The following is a 20,015-nucleotide window of genomic DNA, read 5'->3' as shown; positions in this document are numbered from 1 at the left end:
GCTCCACAAAGAATGGCTTTGAGAGGTTGCTTGAGGTGGAGGTTGTGGGCAGCATGCTTTCATGACATGGGGGTGAGGGAATCGCGCATATTACAGAGACGATTTTCGAAAATCGTTTTATGCATGTTCAAGAACTTAATCGTTTGAGGGCGTCGAGAAAGCTTGATGGGCGAGAGGGCAACGCATCTCATGGAACAGAGAATTCGCAAGGGGCTCCTGTCATGGCGACAGATTTGCGCGCTTTTTGTTTCTCTTGTGATTGCAGCCCTCTTATCTTGTTACATTGGCGGCAAAGGGGGAAACAATCGTCAATCGTGTTTATCATCTTGATCGTGGATTTGAAAGATTAGAAGAAAAATTAGTCCGTTGTGGTGCAAAAATCCAACGTATCACAGTGTAAATCTTTTGAGGGTATTCTTTAATTTCTCTCTTCGGGGGAGGGTGATCTCAAGGGGTCACAGGTTGTTAATCCTCTCAATAAACGCGGGGCTTATCTCATGGTTTTGGAGTTTTTATGAGCGGGCATAAAAGTTTGAGAGGCGGGTGGAGCTCATGAAACAAACAAACACTGCTTTAATTCTTATTGTAAATCTCCTGAAATTACTTTATACCTTAAAGGGTGACTTTGGTCGTCTACGCAACGATCAGTAGGGTCTGAAAGCCCTAAAGTTCGATCATAAAATGAACTCACTTTTGTGGGTATCCCGGAATTCCGGGAGTTTTTGCTATGTCCAGGTGCTATAAGCACTAAAAGCAAAAAAAGCTGATTCGAACTCAGTACTTTCAGACTCCCGGAATACTCATGCGAGGGCGCTCGCAACCGGCAGGGGAGCTTGAAGTGCAAAATAAAAATCCACACTTTAACGATATTTCGATAGGCAGAAAAATTCGCTTTAAAAGAACAATGCTGGGAATGTCGCAAAAGCAATTAGGTAGCCAGTTAGGTGTGACGTTTCAACAAATCCAAAAATATGAAAAAGGGTTAAATCGTATAGGAGCGGGGCGTTTACAAGAAATTGCTGATATTCTCAATGTTCCCATTTCCTTTTTTTACGCTGATCTCTCAACAAAAGAAAACGTCTTGTATTGCTGTGATGAAGGAATATCGAGCAAAGAAGAGCACATACTTTTGAAAAGTTTTAGAGAGCTCAAACCTAAAAAGCAGAAAGCAATTTTGTGTTTGATTGTCTCATGAGATAAAAAACACTGCTTTAATTCTTATTGTAAATCTCCTGAAATTGCTTTATGAATAACACTGTAACTTTGGTCGTCTACGCAGCGACTAAGAGGGATTCAAAACCCCTAAAGTTCAGTACATAAGATTAATCTACTCTGTAGGTTTCCCGGAATTCCGGGAGTTTTTGCCATGTCCAGGTGCTATAAGCACTAAAAGCAAAAAAGCTGACTGAACTCAGTGTTTTTGACTCCCGGAATACTCATGCGAGGGCGCTCGCAACCGGCAGGGGAGCTTGAAGTGCAAAATAAAAATCCACACTTTAACGATATTTCGATAGGCAGAAAAATTCGCTTTAAAAGAACAATGATCGGAATGTCGCAAAAGCAATTAGGTAGCCAGTTAGGTGTGACGTTTCAACAAATCCAAAAATATGAAAAAGGCTCTAATCGTATAGGGGCAGGGCGTTTACAAGAAATTGCCGATATTCTCAATGTTCCCATTTCCTTTTTTTACGCTGATCTCTCAACAAAAGAAAACGTCTTGTATCCTTGTGATGAAGGAATATCGAGCAAAGAAGAGCACATCCTTTTGAAAAGTTTTAGAGAGCTCAAACCTAAAAAGCAGAAAGCAATTTTGTGTTTGTCTCATTAAAGCAAAAAAAAATTAAAGAGTCTCTTGCTAAATAATCAATTATTATATAAACCCTTTTTTAGAGAAGGGGGGTTAACATTTCTCCTCCCCCCCCGCAGAAATGTCCAAATGGAACCTCCTTCTCATCATTTTAAAGATCACGAAAAATTTTATCCTTTATCCTTTATCCTTTATCCTTTTTTTAAAGGGTGACTTATTTGTGTTAGGCAAATTGGAGCGCTGGCATTTTTAGGGATTTGCGAAGGGTTTGAAAAATCGTCTTGCCAAAAAGAGTTTTCAAAAGGAAACATTGGAAAGAGATTATCAAAAGGGCGGCTTAAAAGAAGCTACCAAAAATCCGGAATTTCAGGCTTTAAATGAGGACCAATCCGTACCGCCGAGACTTTTTCTGCTAAACCTGTGCGATCTGAAATTTCAACCGCTAAACCACAAAGGGTGGCGGGACCGCACGCGGGTTCAAAACGATCTTGTTTCGTTTTATAAAGAAAACGGTGTAAGGGTTCTTCTTTATCCATTCCAAGAGATGAGTTGTAATCTCCACACATGCCTGCATCCGTTAAATAGGCGCTCCCACCTTCTAAGATCTGCGCGTCAGCCGTGGGAATATGCGTATGCGTGCCAACGATAACACTCACACGACCATCAAGAAAATGGCCAAAACATTGCTTCTCGCTTGTTGTTTCTGCGTGAAAGTCAAAAATAACCGTATCGGCTTGTTCCATCAACGAACAGGCTGAGAGAATATTTTCCGCTGTTTCAAATGGATCTTCTACTTTGCACGGCATAAAAACATTGCCCAACAGATTGGCGACAAGAACACGGGCTCCATTTTTTGCCGTAAAAACACCAGTACCTCTTCCGGGAGTTTCTTTCGAAAAATTGGCAGGGCGTAAAAAACGATCACTCTCATGGGCATACTGTAATGTTTCTTTGTGAGAAAAAGCATGATTGCCCGAGGTGACAACATCAACACCGGTCATCAAAAGATCTTGATACGTCTCGTGTGTGAGACCAAAACCACCAGAGGCATTCTCACCATTTACTACAACAAAATCAAGCTGCCATTTCTCAATCAGTTGAGGAAGGCGTTCAAAAACAGCTTTACAGCCTGTGTTACCAACAATGTCACCTAAAAATAAAAAACGCATAGGCGCTTTAATCACATTTTAACATTTTAAGAAACCTTTTTCTGTAAAAATGCCCTGTACCTGTAGATCATGTTCTGCTGCGGCAATAGAGGAAACCTCCTGACATGAAAATCCTATGCCCCATAATGTTATTTGATGCCCTTGTTTTTCAAGAGCTTCAACCGCACGGTCATAATATCCCCCTCCATAGCCAAGACGGTGACATTGACGATCAAACGCAGAAAGCGGAACAATAATATTATTAGGGACAACAACGCCATTGTCGGCCCCTGGACCAAAGGTGCCAAAGCGCATGGGTTCTAAAATCGTGCTGGGTGAAAATGCACGGAAAATCATGGTGGTGGAATCAAGTACGGCTGGTAAGGCTAAATGCCCACCGCGTAACGCTACAGCATCCAGTAAAGGACGCGGGTCAATTTCCGATTTAATGGGCCAATAGCCTGCCAAAATGAGGCGTGAAAAATCTATTCCCTGTTTTTCTAGGTACTCAATAAAGTGGCAACAAGCACGCTGCGAAAAGAGTGCGCGCTCTTCTATTAAAAGAGCATCACGACGCGACAAACCGCTTTTGCGCTGCTGTGTGCGAAGGGATGAAGCAGATTCACAGAGGGGATTTTGTGTCATTGTCTCGTCAGTTGTTTTATAAGATGCTGGTATTTTATCCATTGTTGACGTTTTGTAAATCTCTTTATGGACAAGAGCTATGCTCATGAAAAAAGTGCGCGCTCTTCTATTAAAAGAGCATCTTGATGTGATAAACCGCTTTTGCGCTGCTTGTCATGCGAAGGGATGAAGCAGATTCACAGAGAGGGGATTATTTTTGTAAGTGCTGTCTGTTTCATAAAATAAAGCCCATTGTCATTTTTATTTCTTGAAAAGAGAGTATCGTCATTGGTCTTATGTAAAAGGACGTTCTCAATTTTTATTTGGAAAAATTTTATTAATATAAAAAGGGTGATCCACAACAGCCGATGGAAAAAGCTGATCCCGGGAACCTATACAAATAGGTGGGCGCCATATGAAAAAGCCCACGGGCTTGATCAGGGACAGCTCCCTCGGAGATCATTAAGGTCTCAGGAATACGTTATTTCCTGTCGAGAAGCGCAGAACACCCTCCTTAATATAAAACAATTTCAGAGTTTCTGCTAGAGATAAAATAATCTCAATCTCTTCTTTTTCATAAAGTTTTTTCAAGAGAGTTTTTACAATCTTGCTGGTGGCTGCTGGAAATGGTTGTATGATATATAGAATGCTTTATTCAAAGTAGAAAAGCAAAAAATATGAGTAGGGGTGGGTGATTGAGTGACGCAGAACGGTTTATTGGCAATAGCTTGATTTTTAGTTTCGGGGGAATGCTTGGGGGAGGTTTATTTCTTATTCAAGGATGTTTGTTGAACTGGTGTTGCGTCTTTGAAACTTTTGCCTTGTGAAGTCATATTTCAGTGCTGCTTTATCAATTTTGAGAGGTGGAGGAGAGCCGATACGGTATGTGCTGCTATGGTTGAAGCTAATAAAAATAAAAAACAGACGATGACAGTTGATCAGAGGTGCTAAGCGATGTTTTAAGCTTTTTTCAAAAAATATTTTTTGAGGATCGTGTTTACAATTTTTTATCCATGATGAAAGCGTGAAAAAAGAGGTGGTGTGAAGAGGACTCAGGCGTGAAGCGTTTGCTTGCTATAAGAAGAAATTCTGTAGGGGGGCTATAACAGTTTTTTTGTAATCTATTTATGTGTGTGTAATAACACATATTATGGATAGATTTATTGGGATAGGTAAGGCAGCTTAAGCTTTGGGTGTTTCGATGAGCACTTTACGCTGTTTGAGAACTTATAAGGCAAAATTATTTCTGAACATACGGCAGGAGTTCACCGCCGCTATGACCGATCTAGGCTTAGACCTAAGCTTTTTCATGCGAGAGAACTGTCACAAAGGAAAATTATTGCCTATGCTCGTGTATCGAGTCATGATCAAAAAGACGATTTAGAGCGACAAAAACAGGTTCTCGAGCTTTATTGCGCAAGCCAAGGTTGGACTTTATGAACTCATCTTTGATTGAGGGGCAGGGATGCATTATCGTAAAAGGGACTTAAAACGTTTATTGGATGTTCTGTTGCTTTTATGGTAACGCCAAGTTCAAAAACAGACTCTATAATTGTTTGGATAGGGGGGGTGATGGCGTGGTTATAAGCAAGGGGCTTTTAGTTTATTGAGTGGAATGTAAAGCAGGCTTGCGTCTTATCCAAGTTTAAAAGGATGCGTAGAGCGTCTCGTTCTTGGATGGTTTCAAAGAGCTTGCGGTGTTTGTTCGTCTAACAGAGCTTGCACGCGCTTTTGAATCCTCTGCATTTGTGGGGTGTACTCTAATGCTGTTTTATAAGCTTTAAGAGCCAAGTTTTGGACGCTCTGTTGCTTTTATGGTAACGCCAAGTTCAAAAACAGACTCTATAATTGTTTGGATAGGGGGGGTGATGGCGTGGTTATAAGCAAGGGGCTTTTAGTTTATTGAGTGGAATGTAAAGCAGGCTTGCGTCTTATCCAAGTTTAAAAGGATGCGTAGAGCGTCTCGTTCTTGGATGGTTTCAAAGAGCTTGCGGTGTTTGTTCGTCTAACAGAGCTTGCACGCGCTTTTGAATCCTCTGCATTTGTGGGTAATACTCTAATGCTGTTTTATAAGCTTTAAGAGCAAGTTTTGGACGCTCTGTTGCTTCCATGGTAACGCCAAGTTCAAAAAAAGCTATATAGTTGCGCGGTTCAAGTTCAAGAGCATGGTTGAGATCAAGCATGGCAAGCTTGAAATCGTTTAGTTGAATGTGAATCCAAGCACGTCTTACCCAAGCTTCAGCGTGAGTAGGTAAAAGTGCAAGAGCATTATCAAGATAATCAAGCGCAAGTCCATAATCGTCGCTACTGATCGCATTTTCAGCCCATGACATTAAAAGATCAATCGTCTCACTCCCCGATTGGGACCATAAATGTTGAAGTTGTTGGCTGATCTTTTTCGCTTGAGAAACATCAGCACAATATTTCAACTCTTTCAGTAAACGTAAAATTTCTGCTTCTTTGCGTTGCTTAACTCTGTCAACATGGGAAAGCTGCTCTGTGTCAAAATCTTCAAGAATAACCGCAGATGAATCAGAATCGGAGAGCGTTGAGGTAGAGGAAGGAGAATTGGGAATAAGATCATCTAACGGTAAAAGCGATTGTGGAGAAGGACGATCTTCAGGAAGTGAAGGAGGATTTTGCCCATAGCCAGAAGGAACAAAACAAAAAATGCCAACAAAAGAAAGAAAAAAAATGCGCTGGAAAATACAGAAAAAACGCAGCTGAAAAAATCGAAAAGCTTTAAAAAAAACAGAAGAATCCATAAAAACAAGCCCCCAAAAGATAAATCACCCAATATTATCAAACAATGGACTCGTAACCAACGGACTTATAACCAAAAAAAATCTTAAAAAAATTTTTAAGCCTACAAAAAGTAGGCATAAAAACATTAACCTAAAAGAATTAGCCCTGACGCGCTCTAAAACGTGGGTTCGTTTTATTAAGAATATAAACACGGCCCTTACGACGCACCAAACGATTGTTACGGTGGCGCTCCTTTAGTGCTTTAAGAGAATTTTTAATTTTCATCATATTCACCGTTAAACAGTTTACGTAACACAATACTATAATACAACATTAAAACACGAAAATACAATATTACAACCCCAATATACGGCTCACTCTATGAACATTGTATTGCGATATCGTACTTGCATCATAACATCACACGATACACTTTTTCACTGTGATCACAAAAAGAAAAACGTACCCTTAAGGTACGCATTAACACACTTCATTAGCACAACGAATAAGTGAAAATTGCAAAAAAAGTAGAAAAGATCTAACAAGAAGTCCTCTTCTTGTCAAGGGTGTATTATACATTTCATATGGTGTGTTAATGGTTGCCTTGAAGGTAAAAATATTCTCGCAAAAAGTAAAAAGAAGGATAAAAAGTGGAAACAAGTAAAAGCTTCTCATTTGTGTGAAAATAATCCTGTTTCTTCGTAAAATATCATCGTCGAGGTGTTTTTTGTTAGTGTGTGAGAGTATTCTTAAGGCTTATTCTTAAAACCTAGAAAATAAAACGCATGATGAAGACAAATGAGATGAATTGATAAGGATCAATTTCTATTGTTCATAGTAAACATAGTACACTTCAGAGTCTCGCATAGTGTTATGATTTTCTCATTGTAAATCTGTATATCTTTAATCATAGCATTTGCTGCTTGTCTATCACAAGCGGGATTGGTGTATGAGTGAAAACATTTGAAGATAAGGAATAAAACGGTCTTTTATAAATGCTTTCAAGTGCTAGAGAGTGTTGCAACATTGGGGATTGGCAAAGCGGTGTGATGAGGATGGGCGTTTACGCTTCAGAAGCTTGAAGGAGGTGGTGCACTATGAATGTTTAAGCTATTACCGAGAGCTTTTATGCAATATGATGGGGGGCTTTTTGTGAAGTGGTGGCAATGTGTATTGGCCAAGTGTTTTTTTTTAAAATAAGCGTGTGTTAAAATAAGTGCGTAAATTGGTCACACAAGTGCCTCCTATTTGAGGCTTTTTATTTTACGTGAGGGGTGAGAGGATGTTGGGGAATGGATAAGCTTAGTGCTGTAATCATATCTTTTCCCTGGAGATCAGGAGCGAAGCGCTTGGAACTTTTAATGAGGGATTAAATTTGTGCTGTTAGAATGAAAGATGATGCATAAATTTCTATTTTAGGGCAAGAGCCTATGATTCTTTGCAATCCAATTATTTCTGTGTGGGATGGATTGCTGGACATTGTTGAGCGGATGGGGAATTCAAATTATCTGGTGAGGGAGCCAGTATACTGAGAATACACTTTGGCTCTTGAATGTGGATAGTTTAAATTCCTTTTAATATCCATGCTGTAGAAAAAATTTGACCTTCTGAAGGGTGGTCTATGATGATGTTATTGAAAGAGTGAAAGGTTCACATTTTCTGGGGATAGACGTAATAAAAGTGTGTCATAATAGCAATTTGCATACATGCTGCCAATGCCAAAAAGAGCTGAAATAATGATCATTGGTATCCCGATCGATAGGGGCATTACCTCTCTTCCTCCTACGAGGGATCCTATACACAAAAATCCTGCCATTCATAAAAAGCTTATCGACATGATTTTTGTTGATAAAACAATGGGTTTACGAAAGGTTAAAAGAAAGAGGAACAACATGCGTCTAAATGGATCCCCTCTACGTTTTTTGGGGAGGGATAGACTGTGCCTCATTTAAAATTGCTTCTTTATTTTTATTATTGAGTTTGTGTGAAGATATACTATTCATTATTCTCCCTTGTGTATGGTATTTTTGCTATAAAAAGATCTCAGTTTGAGCTGAACGTTAATCACATATTAAGATACAAGCGAAATTATTTCATTATTGTTAGAAATGAAGTATTTTTTCGCTCAATGAGCGTTTTAAAGGCAATGATAGTATTAAAAAGTATAATTTAGCTTTATCAGGATAGTAGAATAAACACTTATACTTCGTCAATTAAGGGTGCTGTTAGGTGCTCTTGGAAGAAGCTTGGAGTGAGAAAAATTGTGGGAACTTCATGAAGCGCTGGTTTGTTGGTCTTGACGAATGTCACTGCTAAGCAGGATAGAGAGTTACAGACAGTCTTTATGGGTGGTAAGAATATGCGTAAACAAAGTGCGTTTACCATAACGGAGTTCACAAAGAATTGTGCGAGATGCAATTAAAGATATGCCATAAAATCAACGAGCATTATACGGTGGTGATGCACCTTATAATTCATTGTTTTAACAAGCTTAAAGAACAAGGTGAGAAAATTGATGCGCTGAAAAGAGGGGACGCGTGAGAGAATAAAAATTGATCTGTAAAGAAAAAATTTAAGCCGTTGGGGGACGTCGAGAAAACTTTTTCGAGAAAGATGTTGAGCGGATGAATAAAAGGAGAAAGTCCTCGACCCGTTAAGGAAAAAAGGGAGAGAGGAAAGTTGCTATGCTGGAGGGGCTATCTTTTGGCCGATATTGGGACGAGTTCTCCAAAGCTGTGTGGGTAGAGTAATACGCTTCACCTCTTTGCAGCGATTTTATGAGAAAACAAAACGATGCTTTTGTGAAAATAAAGATAATAAACATAATGAAAAGAGGCTAGAGGCAATAAAAGCGCATCGTGGATTGTATCTATGGGCGCAATAGATCGGTCTATTTCTAAAGATTGGGATTTAAAGGAAAATGAAGGGACTGCCTCTTCTCATGGGAGAATAATGATGCTGTAGAAGGTGGGTGGAGGTGAGGTGAAGTTGGTGGGGTGGTGGATTGTTTTTAGCTGTGGAGGGATGTTTTTAAGAAAAGGAGGAGGACAGAGCTTTGGGTGGGGAAAGAGGGTTGAAAAGGGAGTGGGGAGCGCTTATTGAGCCGCATGGATGGTCAATCGGTGGGGGGGGTGAAGATTTGTTTTTGAGGGAGATTAGATGTGAAGCGGTTTGGAGGGGGGAAGAGGTGATGTTTTAAAAAGAGGCAGGGGGGGGACTTTTGTAGGAGGGTGTGAAGCCCTGTCAGGGGCGCGTTAAAAGGTTAGGGGCGCGCTTTGAGCCGCTGGATATCGGTGTTGAGGGGAGAGGTTGTTTTTTCTGTCTTCCACTTGGGTGAAAAAGCGTTTTTATATGTTGGGCGTTAAGATTTGCTAGCTGGTCCTATTAATTGGATGACATGCCCCATTTTGCGGTGAGAGTGAACAGTGCTTTTGCCATATAAATGGATCGAGGTGCGCTCTTGCGTGAGAAAATATTTTAACGTGCTCAAATTGTTACCAAGAAGATTTGTCATTTGGCAATCGCTATGGCGATAGGGACTGCCTAAGGGAAGTCCGCAAATAGCACGGATATGCTGTTCAAATTGTGAAGTTATGCATGCTTTTTGTGTCCAATGACCAGAATTATGGACACGCGGTGCTAATTCATTCACTAAAAGATGACCATTCGTTAAGACAAAAAACTCAATACAAAGAACACCAACATAATCGAGGGCATCCATTACTGTTAGGCTGATTTCTTGGGCTGCTTTTTGCACGTCAAGTGGAATATGTGATGGAACAAAGGATTTATGAAGAATCCCGTTTTTGTGTTGGTTTTCAGGGCAATCATAAAAAATATGTTCCCCTTGTTTTGTGCGAGCCGAGAGAACCGAAATTTCCGATAAAAAAGGAACTATTTCTTCCAAAATACAAGGCTGCTCCTGAAAAGTCTTTAAGGCTTCGTCAAGGGTTTGTTCATTGGGGCGATCAAGCTTGATCTGGTTTTTTCCGTCATAACCAAAACGACGCGTCTTTAAAAGACCACGTCCGCCTAAGGCATCGAGCGCAGAAAGAAGAGAAGAAGAATTGTCAACAGTATACCATGAGGCGGTGCCAATCCCTTGATCACGTAAAAATTGCTTCTCAAAAAGTCGATCTTGCGTGATCCCTAATGCTTTGGAAGAAGGATAAACAGGCTTACTCTTCTCTACATATTGAACCGTTTGAAGCGAAAGATTTTCAAATTCATAGCTGACAACATCACACTGAGAAATAAAATGATCTAAAGCTGATGTATCATCATAGGAGGAAACAATATGGCTGTTTGCTGTTTGAGCGGCTGGGCAATCGGCTTCAGGGCAAAAAATAACTGTTCGAAATCCTAATTCTGCAGCCGCTATGGCGAGCATCCGTGCTAACTGTCCGCCGCCGATTAAACCAATGACGCTGCCTGGAGGTAACATATTAGGTGAGGGGATGTTGGATGAGTGAGGGGGGAACGGTGTCATTTTAAATCTCCGTTACAGGCGTTTGGGCGACATTGGCTGTTTGTTGTTGACGCCAATCTTGTAAACGTTGAGCGAGATCATGATCATAAATGGCCATAACGGCTGCGGCTAAAAGTGCTGCATTAATTGCGCCTGCTTTGCCAATTGCTAATGTGCCAACGGGTATCCCTGCTGGCATTTGCACAATTGAAAGCAAAGAATCTTGACCAGAAAGAGAATGAGAATGTACTGGAACGCCAAAAACAGGAAGAGGAGTAAGGGCTGCTAGCATACCAGGAAGGTGCGCTGCACCCCCTGCACCGGCAATTAAAACTTTAAACCCTGCTTCTTTTGCTTCTTTTGCAAATTGATAAAGGCGTTCAGGGGTTCGGTGTGCTGAGACAATATGCGAACTATGAGAAATACCAAGATTCGTCAAGATATCTGCACTATGGCACATCGTTTGCCAATCCGATTGGCTCCCCATTAAAATCGCGACATCACATGATTTTTTCATCATTCACCATCCTTTTCACAGGTTCAATGCGATTCTTTATCATTATTTTTTAAAGTTTTATATTCTCTTTGCAAAGTCAATTGATGATAGAGAAACAGTTATTTTTCAATTAAGATGGAAAGCTAAAAATTTAAAGGGGGATCACGAGTGATGAAAAACTAAAGTATTGAAGGTTATGAAGCACTTCTTTTTAGGGGGGTGGTGTTGGACCATGAGGCTGTTGAGCTGAGGGGTTGTCGTTTATTTAAGATAAGAGGAAAAATACATTGGAGGAAAGCCATTGTGATGGGAAGTTTTTTTTTAATGTCTCATTTTTTATTTGCTAAAATAAACACGATCACCATATACTGTAAAATCTGCTGCAATTTGAAACATTGCTTATGAGAAAAAGAGATGGATATCTCTTAATTTCAAAGGCTATTTATTTTGCTGTTCAAATAATTCTTTTATGAGTGGGGGAATATGCTCTTTATAATCGTTGATATATCTTTAATAATAGCTGATATAAAGGGAAGCGAATAATCAATGCTTTTGTGCTTTTGTTGAGATGTGTTTTTTAGCGATTATATGGTTTTGCGTTTTTTCACTTAAATATAATGATAAGAAAAGGGAATGACGAATTGTGCATAATAAATCCATGGTCTCTTTTTTGCCTAATTTTATAATATGGTGAACGCTGAAGTAAATTAAGAGTTAAACACTGGATGTAAAGGAGATTTAAAAGCTATGTTTTTTCCATTTTTAATCGCTTTAGGTACTGCAATAACGACTATGTATGGCAAAAAAAATATAAGTTATGTTTTGTGGGCAATTTTATTCGTTGTCATTCTTCTCACTTTTAATCATCACGCAACTTCTACTTTAAATTTATCTTTTTAAGAGAATAGCCATGGAACATGTTGAAAAAAATCCTCACTTCATCATATTTATGAATACGCTAGGACTCATTGGGTTATCCATTGTCTTGGTGGTAGCTTTTTATTATCAATTGGTAAAGTTTGAGTTACCTTGTCCCCTTTGTTTGCTGCAGCGCGTTGGATTGATTCTGGCAGGTTGTGGGTTCTTGCTCAATATTCACCATAAGGTGAAAAATACCCATTATGGTATGGTTATTATCGGTTGTATGGTAACGAGTGCCGTTGCAGCACGGCAAGTGTTTTTGCATATCACACCCGATGATTTGGGGTATGGTTCAACGTTCTTTGGATTGCATTTTTATACTTGGGCTTTCATTATTTCTGTTCTTTGTATCTTTGCTGTTTCATTTGTTATGATTTTAGGCGAAATGGCACACAAGTTCAAAGAATTTTCTCCTTTTCCATTCTTGAGTAAAACGGCAAGTTTTTTATTTGTGTTTTTGATTGCGGCAAATTTGGTTTCTACCATACTGGAATGTGGTGGTGGACAATGTGCCGATGATCCTGTAAGGTATGAATTGTTATCAAATTGGTTCCCTTCTTAGTCTTGAAATTTTTTAATAATCCCTCATCATAATTTTTATTGTTAAAGAGGCGGAAATATTTAACCGCTTCTTTTTTATTTATTGGGAAGACGTTTCAGTAAGATTTTTGATAATTTGATCTTTTATGCCAACGCTGGCTTTTATGAGCACTTGCGATTGATATTTTTTTAGCGAAGACTTGCTCTCGTGAACCTTTTATACTGTCTTTTGAGCGAGATGAAGGGATTGGTTGGAGGCGTTTGTAGAGCAGCTCCAGATGGTTGAGCCGCGTGGGCTAAGAAGCCTCCTTTTTAAAGGCGCATTAACGATAAAAAATTTTTATTCTTGATTTTTTTTAAAGTTGTACTAAATAAGTTTTTGTATTCATTTTGAAGCTTCTAAAGCATCTTGGTGCTTCTAAAGTATCTTTACTGTTTCTAGAGGGATTAATTTAAAATTTCGAAAATTATTTGAATAATTTTCTGCAGAGGTTTGTTTATTAAAGGCAAACCTTTTTTTTTATCTAGTTTTTAGATGTTTTTTCTCAGTGTGAAGCCTTTTTTTTAAAAAAGGTAAAGCGTTTTGATGATGACTCTCTTCTTTGTTAAGATATTGATTTATGATGGTAAATTACCATTTTTAACGTGAAGCACAACGCTGAATATAATAAAATTTTCTCATCACCAGTTCTTTCATATTGAATCAATTAAAATTACTTTCTTGTCCATTATAAGCGGGTGGGCCATGTGGATAAAAACTGTACAAGAAAGGCATGCCTTTAATGAATCGTCTTTCGAACCAAAGGCTTTCCGCAACATGGGGAGCTGGCAGGTTTTTTGTGATGGTGCCGTCGTGTTCTTCCATAAGCGTAAAGATAGGGGGCTGAATGGATTTTATACACTTCATGGGGGCTTTACCATTCCTTCACGGATAGCGTTCGCGAAAGGGGTGTGACGAGCGTTGAAAGATCTGTCTTTAAAACACGCGCGTGAATAGGCAACGCAAGTATATTCCTTTTGGCGCGTTTTGTATTACAAAAAAATATTGACTTATAAGGATAAATGATCGTTGCGGATGTTGAATGAGAAAAACGAAAAGGTTTTCTCATTTCAAATTTTCTTATAGTCAATCAAGTTACAAGAAAGCATTGGATGTAAATAAAAATTCTTTTAAAAGTCGTAAATGCTTCTTATGAACCCTTTGGATAACTAGAATTTGTTGAAAAGTTTATGCTGGTCAATACAATAATAGGGCGTATTTATATCTATGATTTAAGTGAAATAGGGGGATTTAAATGAAAAGGGAGGCGAGATTTTAAGGACAGTTGTTGAAAAGGTTATTGTGGAATGCGTTTTTACAGATTTTCTACTTTCTGTAAAGATATAAAAGCGTAAAAACGTATATTTGTGAAAAAGGAAGCTGGGACTTTATGCGTGGTGTATGCTTTTGTCATGGCATGGAATGTGGTGAGATAAATGGGGGAAGAGACTGTGAATGGATGGGGGAAGTTGGGATGAAGAGGCGGGTTGCATTGAAGAAAGAGGAGAGAGTGTGGTGAATATTTAGGCTGGACTTATCTGTCTGGTCTGATGAAACAGTCTCGTTTGAGGAAGGGTGATCTGAAGTGCGTGGGGGGGGAGATTGGCTAGGTAAGAAGCTGGGTTGTAGAGCCTTGTTTTCAGAATAGCGCGGGTGTTGGTGTGGAAATTTTATTTGGCTTTATTCTGTAATGACGTAAAAGCGTAAAAATGTATATTCGTGAAAAAGGAAGCTGGGACTTTATGCATTGTGTATGCTTTTGTCATGGCATGGAATGTGGTGAGATAAATGGGGGAAGAGACTCTATGAATGGGGGGGAAGTTGGGATGAAGAGGCGGGTTGCATTGAAGAAAGAGGAGAGAGTGTGGGGGCGGAATGGGAATGAACAGATTAGAGGGGGGGGTAAGAGGCGGTGGTGTGAAGGGAGGATGCGTGAAGGATAGTGGGGAGGAGATAGGGCTTGGCATGTGGTACTTGATGAAGTGCTGTCGTTTGAGGAGGGGTGATCTGAAGTGTGTGGGGGGGAGATTGGCTAGGCAAGAAGCTGGGTTGTAAAGCCTTGTTTTCAGAATAGCGCGGGTGTTGGTGTGGAAATTTTATTTGGCTTTATTCTGTAATGACGTAAAAGCGTAAAAACGTATATTCGTGAAAAAGGAAGCTGGGACTTTATGCATTGTGTATGCTTTTGTCATGGCATGGAATGTGGTGAGATAAATGGGGGAAGAGTNAGGATTTATGCATTGTGTATGCTTTTGTCATGGCATGGAATGTGGTGAGATAAATGGGGGAAGAGACTGTGAATGGATGGGGAGTTGGGATGAAGAGGCGGGTTGCATTGAAGAAAGAGGAGAGAGTGTGGGGGCGGAATAGGAATGAACAGATTAGAGGGGGGGTAAGAGGCGGTGTTGTGAAGGGAGGATGCGTGAAGGATAGTGGGGAGGAGATAGGGCTTGGTATGTGTACTTGATGAAGTGCTGTCGTTTGAGGGGTGGTGATCTGAAGTGTGTGGGGGTGCTGGATATATTAACGAATAATGTTGATCGTTGCGCTGTTGCTTAATCAGAAATCAGCCACAAGATTGCTTTTTGTTTTTTCGGCTGGAGTTCTCTAAAATTTTTCAAAAGGGTGTGTTCTTTTTCGCTATAGGTGTATTGATTGTGGTGTAAGAGAGTTTCTTTTGTTGAAAGATCTTCTTTTGTAGCAAGGTCTGCATAAAAAAAGCTCATGGGAACTTGTAGCTTTTTGGGCGATTTTGAGTAAACATCCTGCGCTTACACGATTGAAGCCTTTTTCATATTTTTGGATTTGTTGGAAACTGACGCCTAAATAGCTTCCTTATTCTTTTTGAGAAAGCCCCATTGCAATGCGTCTGTGACGGATTCTTTTGCCTATCAAAATATCGATAAAATTTGGATTTTTGGTTTGCACTTCAAGCTCCCCCTCCGGTTGCGAGCGCCCTCGCATTGGTATTCCGGGAGTAACAAGTACTGAACCCTAGTCAGCTTTTTGCTTTTAGTGCTGAGAGCACTTGGACATAGCAAAAACTCCCGGAATCCCGGGAAACCCACAAAAGTGGGCTCAATTGTACGCTAGGGTTTAGGGCTTGTTTTCCCTATTGATCGTTGCGTAGACGATCAAAATTACACTTTAAGTGATAAAGTAGTTTCAGGAAATTGGCAAGAAAAATTAAAATAATCTCAAAGACTATAAGATTGAGTACTTTTTAAAAAAGTACAAAATATGGATTATAAATCGCGTTTTTTGCTTAATCAGAAATATCGATAAAATTTGGATTTTTAGTTGGCACTTCAAGCCCCCCTCCGGTTGCGAGCGCCCTCGCATTGGTATTCCGGGAGGTTGGATTCACTGAACTTAAACAGTCTCTTGTTTTTAGTGCTTATAGCACTTGGACATAACAAAAGCCCCCGGAATTTCCGGGATAGCCATAATTGTTTATGTGTTAAGTTTTAAGGAATCCAACTCCTTATTGACCGTTGCGTAGACGATCAAAAACACAGATCAATTCATAAAGTAGTTTCAGGAAATTGGCAAGAAAAATTAAAATAATCTCAAAGACTATAAGATTGAGTACTTTTTAAAAAAGTGCAAAATATGGATTATAAATCGCGTTTTTTGCTTAATCAGAAATATCGATAAAATTTGGATTTTTAGTTGGCACTTCAAGCCCCCCCCTTCGGTTGCGAGCGCCCTCGCATTGGTATTCCGGGAGGTTGAAAGCACTGAGTTCTAATCAGCTTTTTGCTTTTAGTGCTGAGAGCACTTGGACATAGCAAAAACTCCCGGAATTCTGGGAACCCTGCAAAGCGGGTTTATTTTTACGCTAGGGTTTAGGGCTTGTCTTCCCTATTGGTTGTCGCGTATACGACCAAACTTACAGTATTCCTTCATAAGGCAGTTTCAGAAAATCGGCAATCCAAATAAAAACATTTGGAAAATGAAAATATTTTTGGATCTCAACAATTATCCTGTTCTGCTGTATTATGCTGTAAAAAACTACTCTTTAAGGTTTGATATTGGGTATATAGATTGCCAATTTGAGTGTTTTTTGTGCACGTGTGTGTGTTGAATATTTTAGGGAGGACTTGTTTGTCGCGCTTTTTAAAACACTGTTCTTTGGGGTGTGATGATATCAGATGGGAAACTTTAGGTGGGGATATTTTGACGACAGATTAGAGTTTCTTTGCTGTTTAAGCAAAAGATGAAGGATGTATAAACGCACTGCTTGCCTCATTTTTTCAATGATGCGTGTTTTTCCGGTATAATCAGGTATATATTCCGGTATGAAAACGAATATATTTTACAATTCCTTACGTTTAGGATTAGCCCTATAGCTCTTTGCCAATTTTAAGAAAGTAATTGAATTTTTCATTATTTTTATATATATTCAATAACGATACCTGTACGAAGAGGATTTTTCTATGGCTTCATTAACTGTTACAGCAAAAGGACAAGTGACGCTGAAGCGGGATTTACTTCAGCACCTTGGTGTTAAACCAGGTGAGCGGATCAACTTTGACAAGTTACCAGGTGGTGAACTTCGTATAAAAGCAGCACAGCCTACAAGCACAATTGAGAGCTTTATCGGACGATTTGCTGGAAAACTAAAAAAACCACTGACCATTGAAGAAATGAACGAAATTGCTGCTTCTGGTTGGGCGGGGAAAAAATGAAGATTTCTGTAGATACAAATGTTCTAGCCCGCGCTGTTTTACAAGATGATAAAAAGCAAGGTGAAATAGCAAGTAAGATCTTAAGAAAAGCTTCTCTCATAGCTATTTCTTTGCCTTGTCTTTGCGAACTTGTTTGGATACTTTGCCGCGGGGCAAAATTATCAAAAGAAGATGTCGCTTTGATGGTCCGTGATCTGCTAGCAACTGGTAAGGTTGTCATGAATCGACCTGCTGTTGAAGCAGGACTTGCTATGCTTGAGGCTGGTGGAGATTTTGCTGATGGAATTATATCTTATGAGGGGCATTGGCTAGGCGGTGAAACCTTTGTTTCATTTGATAAATTAGCAATAGACCTGTTAACCCAAAATGGGCAGTCAGCAAGACTCCTGTCCTAACACGTAAGTTAAGATCGTGATGGTGTCATTGGTATGGGAATGAGTGGGGTATAGCAATGATTGATCTCGCTTTTTTGACATTGTGTTGGTATTCAATATTTAAATAGCCTCTGTTTTCAAGCTTTCTGTGTTATCTGAGGGCTTCTTTGTTAAACGGCAGTTATTTGATTGTCCGCGATACTAGACAATATCTCAAGATTTTTTTGTTAAGACACTGTTCTATGATAAATTTATCCAATCATACCCTAAAACACTGCTCTTTGGGGTCGATATCAGGTATGGGATACTTTATTAGGCGGGGGTATTTTGAAAACTGATTGGGCGTTCCTTTGAAGTTCATATCACCAATTGTATTAAAAGACGCGTAACTTTAACTGTAGAAAAGTTTAATATCGGGTGGGTGATATGAATTTATTTTTAGAAAAGAGTCCTTTAGCTCTTTTTTTTCTCTCTTTATTTCTAAAGTTGGTGATTATGCTTATGAAGTTGTTTTTATTTTACTGGTCTTAGAATTAACAGATAACATCTTTTTTACAGGTCTTGTATATTTTTTTCGATTTATCCCTTTTCTCTTTTTTGGACCTATAGGAGGTTGGTTAGCGGATAATTTTTCTCTGAAGAAAAATATGATCTTAAGTGAATTGGTGAGACTATTCGCCTCATTATTCGTTTTTATAACCACTATAACAGGGACTGCAAATATTATTGTGCTTATTTTCGCAGCAATATGTACAACGATAGGAAGAAGTATTTTTCAACCAAGTTTTCAAGCTGCTATTCCTAGGATGTTTTCAGCAAAGGATCTGACAAAGGCAAATAGCATTGCACAAATTATAGAGGAAACTGCATCCGTTATGGGGCTTTTGGTTTGTTCTCTACTGCTTTTTTTAGCAAATAAATCGGCAGTACTCATTTTTGATTTTTTTACCTATTTTATATCTATTATCGTGTTGTTTAATCTCATGAATTTAAATTCAAATGAGAATAAACCATTCAATTTTATAAAAATTTATCGAGAAACAACTTCCTATCTTAAATATATTTCTACAGAAAATAAACATTTATTTATTACGCTCGTTGGCTCGTCGTTTGCTATTCTCTTTACGGGGGCAATTTTAAGATTTTTAATTCCAGCTTTTGTTCTCTCTATAGGGAGAGAGGAACGCTTTGTGAGTTCACTTTTTTCTCTCATGGCTGTTGGAACTATTGTCGGTGGTTTGTTATATAGTAAAATTATATTCAAGGTTACATCGTTGAAGCTTATGGTATTTTGGCTTCTGTATGGGGTTATTCTGTTTGTTATGCCCTTAGCAGCAGAACTTTATTTAAAACTAATTTTAGGGCTAGCCTTTGTTTTAGGATTTATTGGTGCATTTGTGGATATTAGTTTAGTTTCAGCTATTCAATTATATTCTCGTCGTGAAGATTTTGGTAAAAGTTTTGGAACTTTTTCAACTTTAGCGAACTCTGCGGAAGCAGTGTCTGGCTTTATTGCTGGATTTTTTGCACTCGTGGGATTGATGAGCTCTTTTTTAGCGATGTCTGCCTTCATTATTTCCACTGGAATGATTGGCGTTGTAAAAATTAAGAAAAATAAAGAGTTAACACCCCTTAATACGACAGTAGATGACGACCATTGATATATTTGATATCTCCATGCCGTTTCTTTTTTCTAAGACGGTTCGTTAATTATCCTATTCATGATGTAAAACACCGCTCTTTGAAGGGTGAGATCTGAAACGAATGAGTGGTCGGTGGTGGAAACTTGCTAGGCAAGCATTTGAAATATTTACAGACTATTGTTTATGGAGCGGTGCGGGGTGGTAAACCTTTCGTTTGGTTGTTTTCTGTAAAGATGTAAAAGCGTGAAAATGTGAATCTGTAAAATGATGCGGAGATTTGTGGATTTATATATTGTGCGTGTTTTTTGTCATGTTGGGCTTTTGTCTGGCATGGAATGTGGTGCGAGGATTGGGGGGGGTGGAAGAGACTGTGATGGTGAGGGGGGGTGATGGTGAGGTTATAGGGGAGTTGCAGTTTTTATTTAAAAATGACAGCGCGCCTTTCTCTCCCTCTTGCTATAGGGCTTGTGAGGACCCATATTCTTTTTAGCACTACGGTTCTTCTTCATGCGGCATCA

Annotated in this window: 16 protein-coding genes, 1 other RNA gene and 4 pseudogenes; 12 read left to right on the top strand and 9 right to left on the bottom strand. The window is 39.1% G+C overall.

Annotation, left to right across the window (positions count from 1 at the left end; all coding sequences use genetic code 11):
• Positions 1-74 precede the first annotated feature (74 nt).
• The 3 genes and pseudogenes from ACFIJ0_RS00490 to ACFIJ0_RS00480 all read left to right on the top strand — a co-directional run.
• Positions 75-400, top strand: a pseudogene (locus tag ACFIJ0_RS00490) (UDP-N-acetylglucosamine 1-carboxyvinyltransferase); the annotation flags it as partial.
• Between the two features lie 402 nt (positions 401-802).
• The gene (locus tag ACFIJ0_RS00485) at positions 803-1,195 is read left to right on the top strand and encodes a helix-turn-helix domain-containing protein (RefSeq protein ID WP_375643946.1); all 393 of its coding nucleotides are present in this window, start codon (positions 803-805) and stop codon (positions 1,193-1,195) included.
• 243 nt (positions 1,196-1,438) lie between these two features.
• Positions 1,439-1,828 (top strand): helix-turn-helix domain-containing protein, encoded by a 390-nt coding sequence (locus ACFIJ0_RS00480; protein WP_375643944.1) that lies wholly within the window; start codon positions 1,439-1,441, stop codon positions 1,826-1,828.
• A 326-nt stretch (positions 1,829-2,154) separates the two neighbouring features.
• Here the strand turns inward: ACFIJ0_RS00480 and ACFIJ0_RS00475 are convergent, their stop codons facing one another.
• The 3 genes from ACFIJ0_RS00475 to ssrS all read right to left on the bottom strand — a co-directional run bounded on the left by ACFIJ0_RS00475 (position 2,155) and on the right by ssrS (position 4,089).
• Positions 2,155-2,976: a TIGR00282 family metallophosphoesterase gene (locus tag ACFIJ0_RS00475; protein ID WP_375622458.1), complete on the bottom strand. Its 822-nt coding sequence runs from the start codon at positions 2,974-2,976 to the stop codon at positions 2,155-2,157.
• Positions 2,977-2,994: 18 nt separating this feature from the next.
• On the bottom strand, positions 2,995-3,600 hold the full coding sequence (locus ACFIJ0_RS00470; RefSeq protein WP_375622538.1) for a 5-formyltetrahydrofolate cyclo-ligase: 606 nt from the start codon (positions 3,598-3,600) through the stop codon (positions 2,995-2,997).
• 328 nt (positions 3,601-3,928) lie between these two features.
• Positions 3,929-4,089: non-coding RNA, 6S RNA (ssrS, locus tag ACFIJ0_RS00465), on the bottom strand.
• A gap of 822 nt (positions 4,090-4,911) precedes the next feature.
• Here ssrS and ACFIJ0_RS00460 point away from each other — a divergent pair.
• Positions 4,912-5,032, top strand: a pseudogene (locus tag ACFIJ0_RS00460) (recombinase family protein); the annotation flags it as partial.
• Between the two features lie 526 nt (positions 5,033-5,558).
• Here the strand turns inward: ACFIJ0_RS00460 and ACFIJ0_RS00455 are convergent.
• The 4 genes from ACFIJ0_RS00455 to purE form a co-directional block, all read right to left on the bottom strand.
• A complete protein-coding gene (locus ACFIJ0_RS00455) occupies positions 5,559-6,344 on the bottom strand; it encodes a tetratricopeptide repeat protein (RefSeq protein ID WP_375622460.1) in 786 nt (261 codons plus the stop codon).
• 139 nt (positions 6,345-6,483) lie between these two features.
• Positions 6,484-6,609, bottom strand: coding sequence for a type B 50S ribosomal protein L36 (gene ykgO / locus ACFIJ0_RS00450; RefSeq protein WP_004863016.1), 126 nt, complete (start codon positions 6,607-6,609; stop codon positions 6,484-6,486).
• A 3,076-nt stretch (positions 6,610-9,685) separates the two neighbouring features.
• Positions 9,686-10,813 carry a 5-(carboxyamino)imidazole ribonucleotide synthase gene (locus tag ACFIJ0_RS00445; RefSeq protein WP_375622462.1) on the bottom strand — a complete coding sequence of 376 codons (1,128 nt, stop codon included), beginning with the start codon at positions 10,811-10,813 and terminating at the stop codon, positions 9,686-9,688.
• 1 nt (position 10,814) lies between these two features.
• Positions 10,815-11,312 (bottom strand): 5-(carboxyamino)imidazole ribonucleotide mutase, encoded by a 498-nt coding sequence (purE, locus tag ACFIJ0_RS00440; protein WP_375622464.1) that lies wholly within the window; start codon positions 11,310-11,312, stop codon positions 10,815-10,817.
• Positions 11,313-12,035: 723 nt separating this feature from the next.
• Between purE and ACFIJ0_RS00435 the strand changes: the two genes are divergently transcribed.
• On the top strand, positions 12,036-12,188 hold the full coding sequence (locus tag ACFIJ0_RS00435; protein WP_375622466.1) for a DUF5993 family protein: 153 nt from the start codon (positions 12,036-12,038) through the stop codon (positions 12,186-12,188).
• Positions 12,189-12,198: 10 nt separating this feature from the next.
• Positions 12,199-12,771 (top strand): disulfide bond formation protein B, encoded by a 573-nt coding sequence (locus ACFIJ0_RS00430; RefSeq protein ID WP_375622468.1) that lies wholly within the window; start codon positions 12,199-12,201, stop codon positions 12,769-12,771.
• Positions 12,772-13,663: 892 nt separating this feature from the next.
• Here ACFIJ0_RS00430 and ACFIJ0_RS00425 read toward each other — a convergent pair.
• A complete protein-coding gene (locus ACFIJ0_RS00425) occupies positions 13,664-13,858 on the bottom strand; it encodes a hypothetical protein (RefSeq protein ID WP_375622472.1) in 195 nt (64 codons plus the stop codon).
• 321 nt (positions 13,859-14,179) lie between these two features.
• Here ACFIJ0_RS00425 and ACFIJ0_RS00420 point away from each other — a divergent pair, with 321 nt between their 5' ends.
• From ACFIJ0_RS00420 to ACFIJ0_RS00410, 3 genes are all read left to right on the top strand, one after another.
• On the top strand, positions 14,180-14,308 hold the full coding sequence (locus ACFIJ0_RS00420) for a hypothetical protein (protein WP_375643942.1): 129 nt from the start codon (positions 14,180-14,182) through the stop codon (positions 14,306-14,308).
• 223 nt (positions 14,309-14,531) lie between these two features.
• The gene (locus ACFIJ0_RS00415) at positions 14,532-14,732 is read left to right on the top strand and encodes a hypothetical protein (RefSeq protein ID WP_375661359.1); all 201 of its coding nucleotides are present in this window, start codon (positions 14,532-14,534) and stop codon (positions 14,730-14,732) included.
• 338 nt (positions 14,733-15,070) lie between these two features.
• Positions 15,071-15,256, top strand: coding sequence for a hypothetical protein (locus ACFIJ0_RS00410; RefSeq protein WP_375661357.1), 186 nt, complete (start codon positions 15,071-15,073; stop codon positions 15,254-15,256).
• Positions 15,257-15,344: 88 nt separating this feature from the next.
• On the opposite strand, the pseudogene ACFIJ0_RS00405 reads toward ACFIJ0_RS00410, so the two are convergent.
• Positions 15,345-15,717 (bottom strand): annotated as a pseudogene (locus ACFIJ0_RS00405) (helix-turn-helix domain-containing protein).
• Positions 15,718-17,228: 1,511 nt separating this feature from the next.
• Between ACFIJ0_RS00405 and ACFIJ0_RS00400 the strand changes: the two are divergent.
• From ACFIJ0_RS00400 to ACFIJ0_RS00390, 3 genes and pseudogenes are all read left to right on the top strand, one after another.
• A complete protein-coding gene (locus ACFIJ0_RS00400) occupies positions 17,229-17,480 on the top strand; it encodes an AbrB/MazE/SpoVT family DNA-binding domain-containing protein (RefSeq protein ID WP_375622477.1) in 252 nt (83 codons plus the stop codon).
• Positions 17,477-17,875, top strand: a complete 399-nt coding sequence (locus ACFIJ0_RS00395) for a type II toxin-antitoxin system VapC family toxin (RefSeq protein WP_375622478.1) — start codon at positions 17,477-17,479, stop codon at positions 17,873-17,875. The genes ACFIJ0_RS00400 and ACFIJ0_RS00395 overlap by 4 nt, the downstream gene beginning before the upstream one ends.
• Before the next feature lie 405 nt (positions 17,876-18,280).
• Positions 18,281-19,515: pseudogene (locus ACFIJ0_RS00390) on the top strand (MFS transporter).
• Positions 19,516-20,015: the final 500 nt, after the last annotated feature.

This window comes from Bartonella sp. OC68QHHN (genome assembly GCF_042193875.1).
GTDB lineage: Bacteria > Pseudomonadota > Alphaproteobacteria > Rhizobiales > Rhizobiaceae > Bartonella > Bartonella grahamii_A.
This window is presented reverse-complemented; position numbering and strand designations above follow the sequence as displayed.

Excerpts from the sequence above, each read along its gene's own strand:
- ACFIJ0_RS00485 (WP_375643946.1), top strand. The coding sequence starts at position 803 with ATGCGAGGGCGCTCGCAACCGGCAGGGGAGCTTGAAGTGCAAAATAAA.
- ACFIJ0_RS00480 (WP_375643944.1), top strand. The coding sequence starts at position 1,439 with ATGCGAGGGCGCTCGCAACCGGCAGGGGAGCTTGAAGTGCAAAATAAA.
- ACFIJ0_RS00475 (WP_375622458.1), bottom strand. The coding sequence starts at position 2,976 with ATGCGTTTTTTATTTTTAGGTGACATTGTTGGTAACACAGGCTGTAAA.
- ACFIJ0_RS00470 (WP_375622538.1), bottom strand. The coding sequence starts at position 3,600 with ATGACACAAAATCCCCTCTGTGAATCTGCTTCATCCCTTCGCACACAG.
- ACFIJ0_RS00455 (WP_375622460.1), bottom strand. The coding sequence starts at position 6,344 with ATGGATTCTTCTGTTTTTTTTAAAGCTTTTCGATTTTTTCAGCTGCGT.
- ykgO (WP_004863016.1), bottom strand. The coding sequence starts at position 6,609 with ATGAAAATTAAAAATTCTCTTAAAGCACTAAAGGAGCGCCACCGTAAC.
- ACFIJ0_RS00445 (WP_375622462.1), bottom strand. The coding sequence starts at position 10,813 with ATGACACCGTTCCCCCCTCACTCATCCAACATCCCCTCACCTAATATG.
- purE (WP_375622464.1), bottom strand. The coding sequence starts at position 11,312 with ATGATGAAAAAATCATGTGATGTCGCGATTTTAATGGGGAGCCAATCG.
- ACFIJ0_RS00435 (WP_375622466.1), top strand. The coding sequence starts at position 12,036 with ATGTTTTTTCCATTTTTAATCGCTTTAGGTACTGCAATAACGACTATG.
- ACFIJ0_RS00430 (WP_375622468.1), top strand. The coding sequence starts at position 12,199 with ATGGAACATGTTGAAAAAAATCCTCACTTCATCATATTTATGAATACG.
- ACFIJ0_RS00425 (WP_375622472.1), bottom strand. The coding sequence starts at position 13,858 with ATGAGAAAACCTTTTCGTTTTTCTCATTCAACATCCGCAACGATCATT.
- ACFIJ0_RS00420 (WP_375643942.1), top strand. The coding sequence starts at position 14,180 with ATGCGTGGTGTATGCTTTTGTCATGGCATGGAATGTGGTGAGATAAAT.
- ACFIJ0_RS00415 (WP_375661359.1), top strand. The coding sequence starts at position 14,532 with ATGCATTGTGTATGCTTTTGTCATGGCATGGAATGTGGTGAGATAAAT.
- ACFIJ0_RS00410 (WP_375661357.1), top strand. The coding sequence starts at position 15,071 with ATGGGGGAAGAGACTGTGAATGGATGGGGAGTTGGGATGAAGAGGCGG.
- ACFIJ0_RS00400 (WP_375622477.1), top strand. The coding sequence starts at position 17,229 with ATGGCTTCATTAACTGTTACAGCAAAAGGACAAGTGACGCTGAAGCGG.
- ACFIJ0_RS00395 (WP_375622478.1), top strand. The coding sequence starts at position 17,477 with ATGAAGATTTCTGTAGATACAAATGTTCTAGCCCGCGCTGTTTTACAA.